We start from the raw sequence: 12,927 nt of genomic DNA, 5'->3' as shown, positions 1-12,927 counted from the left end.
GGACGGGAACGCGGACGGCTCGGTGAAGAGCGTTGTCCACAGGCCTTGACGGTGCGGTTGGGTGGCTGGATTACTGAACCCGAGCAGATCTACCGAATGATCGGTCGTCCGATTTCGGGCGGAGTGACGACCGGCAAGACGGCGAGGACGGGAGCGGCCCATGGAACCCCTGCTGGACGCGGCGGAACGGCTGAGCCGGGCGGAGCTGGAGGCGCTCCAGCTCGACCGGCTGAGAGCTTCGCTGCGCCATGCGTACGACAACGTGGGCTTCTACCGGGAGGCGTTCGACAAGGCGGGGATCCGGCCACAGGACTGCCGTTCGCTCGCGGACCTCGCCCGCTTCCCGTTCACCACCAAGGCGGATCTGCGCGACCACTACCCGTTCGGGATGTTCGCGGTCCCCGACGCCGAGGTCCGCCGCATCCACGCCTCCAGCGGGACCACCGGCCGCCCGACGGTGGTCGGCTACACCGAGCGCGACCTGGACACCTGGGCGGACGTGGTGGCCCGCTCGATCCGCGCGGCGGGCGGCCGCCCGGGCCACAAGGTGCATGTGGCGTACGGATACGGGCTGTTCACGGGCGGCCTGGGCGCGCACTACGGGGCGGAGCGGCTCGGCTGTACGGTGATCCCGGCGTCCGGCGGCATGACGGCCCGCCAGGTCCAGCTGATCCAGGACTTCCGGCCCGAGATCATCATGGTGACCCCCTCGTACATGCTGACCCTCCTCGACGAGTTCGAGCGGCAGGGCGTCGACCCCCGCTCCACCTCGCTGAAGGTCGGGATCTTCGGCGCCGAGCCGTGGACGGAGGAGATGCGCCGCGAGATCGAGGAGCGCTTCGCCATCGACGCGGTCGACATATACGGGCTCTCGGAGGTCATCGGGCCCGGTGTGGCGCAGGAGTGCGTGGAGACCAAGGACGGGCTGCACATCTGGGAGGACCACTTCTATCCGGAGGTCGTCGACCCGCTCACCGGCGAGGTGCTGCCCGAGGGCGAGCGGGGCGAGCTGGTCTTCACCTCGCTCACCAAGGAGGCCATGCCCGTGATCCGGTACCGGACGCGGGATCTGACCCGGCTGCTGCCGGGCACGGCGCGGGTCTTCCGGCGGATGGAGAAGGTGACCGGCCGCAGCGACGACCTGGTGATCCTGCGCGGGGTGAACCTGTTCCCCACCCAGATCGAGGAGATCGTGCTGCGCACACCCGGCCTCGCCCCGCACTTCCAGCTGCGGCTCACCAAGGAGGGCAGGCTGGACGCGCTGACGGTAAGGGTGGAGGCGCGCGCCGACACTCCACCCGAGCAGCGTGACGCGGCCGCGCGGTCGATCGTCGCGGCGGTGAAGGACGGCATCGGGGTCTCGGTGGCGGTGGAGGTCGTCGCCCCCGAGACCATCGAGCGGTCGGTGGGCAAGTTCAAACGGATCGTGGATCTGCGGCGGGGGCCGGTGGGCGGGGTGTGAGTGTTGACAGGCGTGCGTCGGGGTGACTGAGTGGCTGGCGGCACTTCGTGTGCCATGAGCAACCACCTGTGTCACCCACTGAGTTGGGAGGAACATTGGCTCTCCGCACCGGCACCCGCACCGCCGCCCGCACCCGAGCCCGTACCCCGATCAGGCGCCTCGCCCTGCTCGGCATCGCCCTGCTGACCGCCTCGGCGTCGCTGTCCCCGACGGCCTCGGCCGCGTCCGGCGACCGCGAGCACCACCCCTCCGGGGGCGGCCTGTCCGCCGTCATCCGGTACACCGAGTACGGCATTCCGCACATCCTCGCCGAGGACTACGCCGACCTCGGCTTCGGCACCGGATACGCCCAGGCGGCCGACCAGGTGTGCACCCTCGCCGACGGGTTCGTCACGCTGCGCGGGGAGCGGTCGAAGTGGTTCGGCCCGGACGCGACTCCCGACGGCTCGCTCTCCGCCGCCACCAAGAACCTCTCCAGCGACCTGTACTTCACTTCGGTACGCGACTCGGGCACGGTCGAGAAGCTCCTGGCCACCCCCGCGCCCGCCGGGCCGAGCCGCCAGTCGAAGGAGCTGATGCGCGGCTGGGCGGCGGGTTACAACGCCTGGCTGAAGCAGCACCGCGTCACCGACCCCGCCTGCCAAGGCGCGGCCTGGGTGCGCCCGGTGACCGTCGTCGACGTGGCCGCGCGCGCCTTCGCGATATCCGTGCTCGGCGGGCAGGGCCGCGTCACCGACGGCATCACCGCCGCACAACCGCCCACCACCGCCTCCACGCCCACCGCGCCCGACCCCGCCGGCAGCGCGAAGGCGGCCGAGCGGCTGTTCGCCGCCGACCAGGCCGACATGGGCTCCAACGCCGTCGCGTTCAGCGGCGCCGCCACGGCCAACGGACGCGGTCTGCTGCTCGGCAACCCGCACTACCCGTGGCACGGCGGCCGCCGCTTCTGGCAGATGCAGCAGACCATCCCCGGCGAGCTCAACGTGTCGGGCGCGGCCCTGCTCGGCACGCCGACCATGAGCATCGGCTTCAACGACAAGGTGGCCTGGAGCCACACCGTCGCCACCGGCGTCACGCTCAACCTCCACCAGCTGACCCTCGACCCGGCCGACCCGACGGCGTACCTCGTGGACGGCACTTCGGAGCGCATGACCCGGCGCACGGTGACGGTCCCGGTGAAGGGCGGCGCGCCGGTGACGCGCACCCAGTGGTGGACGCGGTACGGGCCGGTGGTCACCGCACTCGGCCCCTCGATGCCGCTGCCCTGGTCCAGGACCACGGCGTTCGCGCTGAACGACCCCAACGCCCTCAATCTGCGCGCCGCCGACACCTCGCTGGGCTTCTCCAAGGCGCGCGGCACCGACGACGTCCTCACGTCGCTGCGCCGCACCCAGGGCCTGCCCTGGGTGAACACCGTGGCCGCCGACTCCCGGGGGCACTCCCTGTTCACGCAGTCGCAGGTGCTCCCCCGGATCACCGACGAGCTGGCCGCGCGCTGCTCGACCCCGCTGGGCAAGGCGCTCTACCCGGCGTCGGGGGTGGCCGTCCTGGACGGTTCGCGCGGCGACTGCGCCCTCGGCTCGGACCCGGACGCGGTCCAGGCCGGGGTCTTCGGGCCCGCCCGGATGCCGCTGCTCAAGGACGCCGCGTACGCCGAGAACTCCAACGACAGCGCCTGGCTGACCAACGCCGAGCACCCGCTGACCGGTTACGAGCGGATCTTCGGCACCCTCGCCACCGCGCGCTCGCTGCGCACGCGTGGCGCCGTCGAGGACGTCTCGGCGATGGCCGCGAAGGGCCGGCTCACCGTCGCCGACCTCCAGCGCCAGGAGTTCGCCGACCGGGCGCCCGCCGGGAGCCTGGCGGCGGCCGACACGGCCAAGGCCTGCGCCGCGCTGCCGGGCGGCACCGCGACGGACAGCACCGGCAAGGCCGTCGACGTCTCCGGGGCGTGCGCGGTGCTGGCCGGCTGGCACCGTACGGTCGACGCCAGGAGCCGGGGCGCGCTGCTCTTCGACCGCTACTGGCGCAAGGTGACAGCGGTGGTTCCGGCGGCCGAGCTGTGGAAGGTGCCGTTCTCCGCCGCCGACCCCGTGCGCACGCCGAACACCCTCAACACCGCCTCGCCCGGCGTCGCCCGGGCACTCGCCGACGCGGTGGGCGAGCTGCGCGCGGCGGGTATCCCGCTCGACTCGGCGCTGGGCGACCACCAGTACGTGGTGCGCAACGGCAAGCGTCTGCCCGTCTCCGGCGGGACGGAGGCCCTCGGCATCTGGAACAAGGTGGAGGGGATCTGGGACCCGGCCCGCGGCTACGCCGAGATATCCACCGGATCCAGCCACATCCAGGCGGTCGGCTGGGACGGCGGCAAGTGCCCCGTCGCCCGCACCCTCCTGACGTACTCCCAGTCGGAGAACGTCCTCTCCCCGCACTACAGCGACCAGACGCAGCTCTACTCTCAGCAGCGCTGGGCCACCTCGCGCTTCTGCGAGCGGGACATCCGCTCCTCGCCCGACCTGCGGGTCGTGAAGGTGCGCGAGCACCGCTGACGTCCGCGCGGCCCGCCGTCGGGGCGGGCCGCGCACGGAGGTGAGCGGGTACACGACCGCGTCCGGGGCCGCCGCGCGTGACAGTCGCCGGATGTGACGTGGGCCGCGGCATCACCGCGAAGGATCGCTCACATCGCCCGCTCGTGGCCCTCCCAGTACGGCTCGCGCAGCCGCCGCTTGTAGAGCTTGCCGTTGGGGTCGCGCGGCATGGTCGCGATGAAGTCGACGGACTTGGGGCGCTTGTAGCCCGCGAGGTGTTCCCCGCAGTGGGCGAGGATGTCGGTGGCGAGCGCGTCGCCCGGCTCGTGCCCGGGCGCCGCCTCGACGACCGCCTTCACCTCCTCGCCCCAGTCCGCGTGCGGGATGCCGAACGCGGCGGCGTCGGCGACGGCCGGGTGGGTGAGGAGCGCGGCCTCGATCTCGGCCGGGTAGATGTTGACCCCGCCCGAGATGATCATGTCGATCTTGCGGTCGCGCAGGAAGAGGTAGCCGTCCTCGTCGAGGTAGCCGAGGTCGCCCACGGTGAAGAAGTCCCCGATGCGGTTCTTCCGCGTCTTGGTCTCGTCCTTGTGGTAACTGAAGCCGCCCGTCGACATCTTCATGTAGACGGTGCCCAACTGGCCCGGGGGCAGCCGCTCGCCGTCGTCGTCGAAGACGGCGAGTTCGCTGATGGGCCACGCCCGGCCGACCGTGCCCGGCTTCTTGAGCCAGTCCTCGGCGGTGGCGAACGCCCCGCCGCCCTCGCTCGCCGCGTAGTACTCCTCCACGCAGCTCCCCCACCACTCGATCATCGCCCGCTTCACGTGGTCGGGGCAGGGGGCCGCGCCGTGGATGGCGTGCCGCAGCGAGCCCACGTCGTACCGCGCCCTGACCTCCTCGGGCAGTGCGAGGAGCCGGTGGAACTGGGTCGGCACCATGTGCGTATGGGTGCAGCAGTATGCGTCGATCAGGCGCAGCATCTCCTCGGGCGTCCACTTGTCCATCAGGACCAGCGGGTGCCCGATGTGCAGGGACGCGCCCGCGAACTGGAGCACGGCCGTGTGGTAGAGCGGCGAGCAGACCAGATGGACGTTGTCGTCGAACGGCTTGATGCCGAAGATCCCCAGGAAGCCGCCGAGGTAGGACTCCTCGGGGAGCTTGCCGGAGAGCGGGCGCCGGATGCCGCGCGGGCGGCCGGTGGTGCCCGAGGTGTAGTTCATGACCCAGCCGAGGGTGCGGCCGTCGGGCACGGACGCGGACTGTCCGTCGAGGAGTTGGCCGTACGGGCGGAATCCCGCCACCTCGCCCACCGCGTACCGGTGGCTGCCCGGCAGCTTCGCCTCGTCGGCGGCCGCGGTCGCCGCGGCCGCGAACCGCTCGTGGGCGATGAGGACCTTGGCGCCGGAGTCGGCGACGATCCACGCGATCTCGGGCCCGACCAGGTGGTGGTTGACGGGGACGAGGTAGAACCCGGCCTGGGACGCGGCCAGATACGCGGTGAAGAACTCGACGCCGTTGGGCAGGACGACGGCGAACGCGTCGCCCTGTTCGAGTCCGGCCGCGCGCAGCCCGTGCACCAGCTGGTTGACGGCGGCGTGCAGCCGCCCCGCCGTCCAGCGCTCGCCGTCGGGCGCGGTGAGCACCACCCGGTCGGGGTCGGCCGCGGCCTGCGCCCAGAACCCGTTGGGCGGCTGCTGTGATGGGGTCATGACCCGCTCCTTCGGGCGATGCGGCTGATGCGGTCGACGGCCTGCTCGAAGCCGCGGGTGAGGTCGTCGAAGACCTCCTGGACGCTGCGTTCGGAGTTCATCCGGCCGACGATCTGGCCGACCGGCGTGCCGAGCAGCGGCGCGACCTCGTACTTCTGGATCCGTGACAGGGCTTCGGCGACCAGCAGTCCCTGCAGGGGCATGGGCAGGGTGCCCGGGCCGCTGGGGTCGTCCCAGGCGTCGGTCCACTCGGTGCGCAGCTGGCGGGCGGGCTTGCCGGTGAGGGCGCGCGAGCGGACGGTGTCGCCGGAGCCCGCGGCGAGGAGCTTGCGGGTGAGCGCGCGCGAGTGCAGATCGGCCTCGGTGGTGGTGAGCCAGAGGGAGCCGAGCCAGACGCCCTGGGCGCCGAGGGCGAGTCCGGCGGCCACCTGGGCGCCGCTGCCGATGCCTCCGGCGGCGAGCACGGGCAGCGGTCCGACCGCGTCGACGACTTCGGGCACCAGCACCATGGAGGCGATCTCGCCGGTGTGGCCGCCGGCTTCGTACCCCTGGGCGACGACGATGTCGATGCCCGCCTCGGCGTGGTGGCGGGCGTGCTTGGCGCTGCCCGCGAGGGCCGCGACCAGGACCCCGTTGGCGTGGGCCCGGTCGACGACGTCGGCGGGCGGGGAGCCCAGCGCGTTGGCGAGCAGTTTGATCGGGTAGCCGAAGGCGACGTCGAGCTGGTTGCGGGCGACCTGCTCCATCCACCCGGTGATCCGCCAGCCGGACGCCTCGCCCTCGGCGAGCTCGGGGACGCCGTGCTTGGCGAGCGTCTCGCGCACGAACTGCCGGTGCCCCTCGGGGATCATCGCCTCGACGTCGGCCTCGGTGACGCCCTCCACCTTCCGCGCGGGCATGACGACGTCGAGGCCGTAGGGCAGCCCGTCGGTGTGGTCCTGCATCCAGTCGAGGTCGCGCGCGAGGGCGTCGGGGGCGGTGTAGCGGACCGCGCCGAGCACGCCGAACCCGCCGGCCCGGGTGATGGCGGCGGCCACCGCCGGGAACGGCGTGAAGCCGAAGATGGCGTGCTCCACTCCCAGTCTTCTGCTCAGCTCCGTCTGCATGGGGCGCAGGATGCCGCAGCCCGGACGACGAGGGAAGAGATTTTCTGATGCCACGTCAGATTCTTTACGTGGGCGGCGCATCCGGGCCGGTTAGGCTGCCGCCATGATCGGGCGCAACGACATGGAGGCCGTGCTGCGGTACGGCAGCGCCGAGGAGGCCGGGCTGCTGCCGGGGCCGCTGGGCGAGCTGGTCGGCGTGGCCGAGCGGTTCCTGGGGCCGTCGCCGGTCCACCCCTGGTACGCGGGCGCGGTGGTGCTCGCCGGGCGCGGCTCGACGGTGGCGCTGCACCACGCCGTCGGCGCGGCCGTGCGCTACTCGGCGTACGACGAGCGGACGGACACCGGCGTCGACCTCCCGCCCGGGCAGCGGATCCCGATGACCCGGGACACGGTCTTCGACCTCGCCTCCGTCTCCAAGCTGTTCACCTCGCTCCTCGTGGTGCGGCAGATCGAGCGGGGCGCGCTGGAGCTGGAGGCCGAGGCGGCCGCGTACCTGCCGGAGTTCGCGGCGGCGGGCAAGGAGGCCGTCACCGTACGGCAGTTGCTCACCCACACCTCGGGGCTGCGCGCCTGGCTCCCGCTGTACGAGGAGCCCACGTACGAGGGGAAGCTGAGGCTGCTGTGGGAGGAGCGGCCCGAGCGGCCGCCGGGGAGCGCCTACCGCTACTCCGACCTCAATCTTCTGGCGCTTCAGCTGCTCTTGGAACGGATCACCGCTCGCACTCTGGATGCCCTGCTCCACGACGAGATCACTGCTCCACTCGGGATGCACCGCACTCGCTACAACCCGCCCGCCTCCTGGCGCCCCGGGATCGCCGCGACCGAGGACGCCCGAAAGCCCTGGTCGGGGCTGGACCGGGGGCTGCTGTGGGGCGAGGTGCACGACGAGAACGCGTGCGCGCTCGGCGGGGTCGCCGGGCACGCCGGGGTGTTCTCGACCGCCTGGGACCTCGCGGTCCTCGCCCGCACGCTCCTGAACGGCGGCGCGTACGGCACCGCCCGCATCCTGCGCCCCGCCTCCGTCGACCTGCTCTTCACCGACTTCAACGCCGCGTTCCCGGGCGACGCGCACGGCCTCGGCTTCGAGCTCGACCAGCGCTGGTACATGGGCGCGCTCGCCTCGCCGCGCACGGCGGGCCACACCGGCTTCACCGGCACCAGCCTCGTCATCTCCCCGGACACCGAGACGTTCCTGGTCGTCCTCGCCAACTCCGTTCATCCGGTGCGGAGTTGGCGTTCCGGCTCGGCGCCGCGCGTGGCCCTGGCCGATGCCCTGGCTCGGGCGATCGCCCACTGACGGCCGGTCCTACCTCCCCAGCACCGCCATCGCCGCGTTGTGGCCGGGGATGCCGCTGACCCCGCCGCCCCGGACCGCGCCCGCCCCGCACAGCAGGACGTTCGGATGCGCGGTCGCCACGCCCCAGCGGCCCGCGGACTCCTGCGCGTACGGGAAGGAGAGCGGGCGGTGGAAGATGTTGCCGCCGGGCAGCCTCAGCTCCCGCTCCAGGTCGAGCGGCGTCTTCGCCTCGATGCAGGGCCGCCCGTCGGCGTCGGTGGCCAGGCAGTCGGCGAGCGGCTCGGCCAGATGCGCGTCCAGCTGGGCGAGAGTCGCCTCAAGCAGCACCTCACGCGTCTTGTCGTGTTCTTCGGCGGTACCGGCGAACAGCCGCGCCGGGGTGTGCAGCCCGAACAGCGTCAGCGTCTGGTAGCCGCGCTCCGCCAGCTCCGGGCCGAGGATCGAGGGGTCGGTCAGCGAGTGGCAGTAGATCTCGGAGGGCGGCGCGGTGGGCAGCACTCCGGACGCGGCCTGCGCGTACGCGGTCGCCAACTCCCCGTACCCCTCGCCGATGTGGAAGGTCCCGGCGAACGCCTCGCGCGGGTCGACCGAGGTGTCCTTGAGCCGGGGCAGCCGGGTGAGCAGCATGTTGACCTTGAGCTGGGCGCCCTCGGCGGGCTCCGGTGCCGGGTCGCCGGTGAGCGCGGCCAGCGCCTCGGGCGAGGCGTTGACCAGGACGTGCCGGGCCGCGACCGTGCCCTCGCCGAACTCCGTACGGAAGTCGACCTCGGCCGCGCGGCCGTCGGTGCGCAGCGCGGTCGCCTCGTGCCCGATGACGATCTCCGCGCCGGCCGCCCGCGCGGCGCCCGCGAGCGCGTCCGTGAAGGCGCCCATGCCGCCCACCGGCACGTCCCAGTCGCCGGTGCCGCCGCCGATCACGTGGTAGAGGAAGCAGCGGTTCTGGGCGAGGGAGGGGTCGTGGGCGTCGGCGAAGGTGCCGATCAGGGCGTCGGTGAGGACGACGCCGCGCACCAGGTCGTCGTCGAACCGCTCCTCCACGGCGACGCCGATCGGCTCCTCGAACAGCACCCGCCACGCGGTGTCGTCGCCCAGGCGCTCGCGCAGGTCCGCGCGGGTGGGCAGCGGCTCGGTCAGCGTGGGGAAGATCCGCTCGGCGGCCCGCCGGGTCATCCCGTAGAACTCCTCCCAGGCCGTGTACGCCGCGTCGGAGCCGGTCAGTCTGCGGAACGAGGCCCGGGTGCGCTCCTCGCCGCCGCCGACGAGCAGCCCGGTGGGGCGTCCGTCGCGTACCACCGGCGTGTACGAGGAGACGGTCCGCTTGCGGACGGCGAAGCGCAGCCCCAGGTCGTCCACGATCTTCCGCGGCAGCAGCGAGACGAGGTAGGAGTAGCGCGAGAGCCGGGCGTCGACGCCCGCGAAGGGGCGGGTCGAGACGGCCGCGCCGCCGGTGTGGCCGAGGCGCTCCAGGACCAGCACCGACCGGCCGGCGCGGGCGAGGTAGGCGGCGGCCACCAGGCCGTTGTGGCCGCCGCCGACGATGACGGTGTCGTACACCTGGTGTGCGGGCATGGCCCTTCCTAGCACGCGCGGATCGCCGGCGGCCAGGGTGGCGCCGGTGATCCGCCGCCCGCTACCTCCCGCGTGGCGCGCCCTGCTGCCGCAGGGCGGCGACCCGCCGGTACAGGGCCGCGGCCTCGGCGCCGCGTCCCAGCCGCTCCAGGCAGTGGGCCTCGTCGTTCCGGCTGGCGAGGGCGTCGGGGTGGGCGGTGCCCAGGACCCGCTCGCGGGCGTCGGCGACCTGCCGGTAGACCGCCAGGGCCTGCGCCCACCGCCCGAGCCAGCCGAGCCCGACGGCGATCTCGCGCCGGCTGACGAGGGTGTCGGGGTGGTCCGGGCCGAGGACGCGCTCGCGCAGCGCGCACACGTCACGGGCCTCGGTCAGGGCCTCCTCCCAGCGGGCCAGGCGCCCGAGGTTGACGCCGAGGCCGTGGCGGGCGCGCAGGGTCTCGGGGTCCTCGGGGCCTTCGACGCGGGTGCGGTCGCGGACGAGCACCCGGTACAGCTCCAGCGCCTCGGCGCTGCGGCCGAGGCGGCCGAGCGCGATGCCGACCTCGTAGCGGGTGGCGAGCGTGTCGGGGTGGTCGGCCCCGAGCACGGTCGCGCGCGCCGAGGCGACCTCGCGGTAGAGCTGGAGCGCCTCGACCCAGCGCCCCAACTGGCCGAGCACATAGGCGACTTCGGACCGGGACACCAAGGTGTCCGAGTGCCCCGCGCCGAGCACGCGCGCCCGGTCGGCGGCGACGTCGCGCGCCATGCGGTAGGCGTCCTCCAGGCGGCCCAGACGGCCCAGGTTGAAGGCGAGGTTGTGGCGGCAGCGCAGGGTCGCCGGGTGGTCGGCTCCCATGGCGCGCTCGCGGGCGGCGAGCACCGAGGCGTACACCTGGTGGGCCTCGAAGTGGCGCCCGAGGCGGCCCAGGACGTAGGCGGTCTCCTGGCGGGCGTCGAGCGCGCCCGGGTCGTCGGGTCCGAGCGTGCGGGCCCGGGCCTGGGCGACCATGCCGAACTCGCGCAGGGCGTCCGCCTCGCGCCCGGTCCGGCTCAGGGCGAAGGCCACCTCGTACTGGCTGGCCAGGGTGTCGGGGTGGTCCGGGCCCAGTGCGTGGGCGCGTTCGGCGGCGACCGCGCGGTGCACCTCGCCCGCCTCCGCCCAGCGCCCGGCGCGGCCGAGGCACAGGCCTTCGCGGTGCCGGTCGTCGAGTTCGGCGAGGAGCTCGGGCGGGGGCGGCGGCGGCCGGTCGGGGGCGGGCGGGGCGGGCGGCAGGGCGGTCGTCCACGCGCCGGTGAGGCTGGCGTCGGGGTCGGGCGGGGCCGGGTCCGGGGGTGTGGAGCCGGTCGCCTTGTGGCCGGTGGTCATCCCGCGCGCCCAGGACGGCAGCCCGCGCGGCCGCACGGGCGGCGGCGCCACGACGGCGGAAGCCACCGGGCCCCTGACCGGCCCGCGCCCGCCGGCCAGCCGCCGCACCAGCTCCCTGGCGTCCCGGGGCCGCGCGCCGGGCTCCTTGGCGAGGAGGTCGAGCACGATCTCCTCGAAGTACTCGGGGAGTTCGGCACGATTGGCGCGCGGCGGCTCGGGTGCGGTGTCGCGGTGGCCGACGAGGATCGCCCAGGCGTCGTCGAGGTCGAACGGCGGCGCCCCGGTGGCCAGTTCGTACAGCACGCACCCCAGCGAGTACAGGTCGCTGCGGTGGTCGACGGGGGCGCCGCCGATCTGCTCGGGCGACATGTAGTGCGGGGTGCCCATGGCGATGCCGGTGCCGGTGAGCCGGGAGGTGAACCCGATGTCGGCGCCGAGCCGGGCGATCCCGAAGTCCAGGATCTTCACCGTGCCGTCCGGCAGCCGCATGATGTTGGCGGGCTTCAGGTCCCGGTGGACGATGCCCTGTTGATGGGTGTAGGCGAGGGCCGAGGACAGCTGCTCGGCGATGTCCACGACGTCCGGCACCGGCAGCGGGTGCCCCTTGCCGTCCTGGAGGAGCTGGCTCAGATTGCGGCCGTCGAGCAGCTCCATGACGAGGTAGAGCACGCCCTCGAACTCGCCGAAGTCATGGACGACCGTGACGCCCCGGTGCTGGAGCGCGGCGGCGACCCGCGCCTCGCGCCGAAAGCGCTCGCGCAGCACCCGGGCGGACGCCGGGTCGTGCTGCAGCCCCATCGGCTTGAGGCACTTCACCGCGACCCGCCGCCCCAGCGAGTCGTCGCGGGCCGCCCACACCTCGCCCATGCCGCCGCGCCCGATCAGCTCCAGCAGCCGGTACCGGCCGTGGATCAGCCTGGTGTCCGCCATCGCGCGATGTCGCCCCCGTCACGTCACTGAGCTGCGCCCTCCCCGGCTGCCTCCAGTATGGCCGCCTGTCTGCGGAGTGTGTACGGCGACGGGCGCGTTCCCGCCCCCATCCGGGCGACCGCGCGCAGGATGTGCTTCGGGGGCAGCTGCCAGCGCACGGTCGCCGGAATGAGCCGCAGCAGCCGCCCGGCGCGGACGAGCCGCCGGGTGACCTCGTCCGGCCCGGGCGCGGGCCGCCCGTACAACTCGTGGGCGTACGGGGGCAGCGCGTCGTAGGCGAGCCGCGCCACGCGCCGCCACAGCAGCGCACGCGCCGGTGCCAGCAGCCGGGGCACGGGCGGCCGCCGCAGGAACGCGTCGACGTCGCGCGCGTCGGCACCGGCGGCGAGCTCGGGCCGTACGTCCACGAAGTAGGCGGCGAGCTGCGCGGTGGACGCCGGGACGACGGCCGGGTCGAGCCCGATGAGCCGCGCGGCCGCGCGCTGCTCGTCCACATAGCGGTCGGCCTGCGCGTCGCTGACCGGGTATCCCGAGCGGCGCGCGACGTGCAGATAGCTGTCGACCTCCGCGCAGTGCACCCAGAGCAGCAGCGCGGGATCGTCTATCCGGAACGGCTCCCCCGTCACGGGGTCGTCGCCCTTCAGGAACCCGTGAATGCGCCGCACCCGCGCACCGGCCCGCTCCGCCTCGTCCTTCGTCCCGTACGAGATGGTCGCCACGAACCGCGCGGTGCGCAGCAGCCGCCCCCAGGTGTCCTTGCGGAAGTCACTGTTCTGCACGACCCCGCGCACGGCCCGCGGATGCAGCGCCTGAAGATACAGCGCCCGCACCCCGGCGACCCACATGATCGGATCCCCGTGCATCTGCCAGGTCACCGACTGGGGGCCGAAGTAGCCGGGGTCGGGCGCGGTGAGCAGCGGGCTGGGTTCGGGCATGCGCGGCCACCTCCTGTGGGGGCCAGTTTGACGAGGTTCCTGGCGG

The 12,927-nt window shown here is 73.6% G+C and carries 7 protein-coding genes and 1 pseudogene; 3 read left to right on the top strand and 5 right to left on the bottom strand.

Translation table 11 applies throughout. The annotated features are described in order from the left end of the window. The first annotated feature begins 160 nt into the window (after nucleotides 1–160). Both paaK and IE252_RS10095 read left to right on the top strand, forming a co-directional pair. Nucleotides 161–1,462 (top strand): phenylacetate--CoA ligase PaaK, encoded by a 1,302-nt coding sequence (gene paaK / locus IE252_RS10100; RefSeq protein WP_190089012.1) that lies wholly within the window; start codon nucleotides 161–163, stop codon nucleotides 1,460–1,462. 149 nt (nucleotides 1,463–1,611) lie between these two features. Further along, nucleotides 1,612–4,011 carry a penicillin acylase family protein gene (locus IE252_RS10095; RefSeq protein ID WP_190089407.1) on the top strand — a complete coding sequence of 800 codons (2,400 nt, stop codon included), beginning with the start codon at nucleotides 1,612–1,614 and terminating at the stop codon, nucleotides 4,009–4,011. Nucleotides 4,012–4,139: 128 nt separating this feature from the next. On the opposite strand, the gene IE252_RS10090 is transcribed toward IE252_RS10095, so the two are convergent. Together IE252_RS10090 and IE252_RS10085 are read right to left on the bottom strand one after the other, a co-directional pair. Next, nucleotides 4,140–5,699 (bottom strand): acyl-CoA synthetase, encoded by a 1,560-nt coding sequence (locus IE252_RS10090; protein ID WP_190089011.1) that lies wholly within the window; start codon nucleotides 5,697–5,699, stop codon nucleotides 4,140–4,142. Further along, on the bottom strand, nucleotides 5,696–6,805 hold the full coding sequence (locus IE252_RS10085; RefSeq protein WP_190089010.1) for an NAD(P)H-dependent flavin oxidoreductase: 1,110 nt from the start codon (nucleotides 6,803–6,805) through the stop codon (nucleotides 5,696–5,698). Before IE252_RS10085 ends, IE252_RS10090 begins: the two co-directional genes overlap by 4 nt. A gap of 103 nt (nucleotides 6,806–6,908) precedes the next feature. Between IE252_RS10085 and IE252_RS10080 the strand changes: the two are divergent. Beyond that, nucleotides 6,909–8,093, top strand: a pseudogene (locus IE252_RS10080) (serine hydrolase domain-containing protein); the annotation flags it as partial. 18 nt (nucleotides 8,094–8,111) lie between these two features. On the opposite strand, the gene IE252_RS10075 reads toward IE252_RS10080, so the two are convergent. From IE252_RS10075 to IE252_RS10065, 3 genes are all read right to left on the bottom strand, one after another. After that, nucleotides 8,112–9,671 carry a phytoene desaturase family protein gene (locus IE252_RS10075; RefSeq protein WP_190089008.1) on the bottom strand — a complete coding sequence of 520 codons (1,560 nt, stop codon included), beginning with the start codon at nucleotides 9,669–9,671 and terminating at the stop codon, nucleotides 8,112–8,114. 61 nt (nucleotides 9,672–9,732) lie between these two features. Then, entirely contained in the window at nucleotides 9,733–11,946 is a 2,214-nt protein-coding gene (locus IE252_RS10070; RefSeq protein WP_190089007.1) for a serine/threonine-protein kinase, read from the bottom strand. A 23-nt stretch (nucleotides 11,947–11,969) separates the two neighbouring features. Further along, complete coding sequence (locus IE252_RS10065) at nucleotides 11,970–12,881, bottom strand: oxygenase MpaB family protein (protein WP_190089006.1); 912 nt, start codon at nucleotides 12,879–12,881, stop codon at nucleotides 11,970–11,972. Nucleotides 12,882–12,927 lie beyond the last annotated feature (46 nt).

This window comes from Streptomyces melanogenes, assembly GCF_014649795.1.
Lineage (GTDB): Bacteria > Actinomycetota > Actinomycetes > Streptomycetales > Streptomycetaceae > Streptomyces > Streptomyces noboritoensis.
This window is presented reverse-complemented; position numbering and strand designations above follow the sequence as displayed.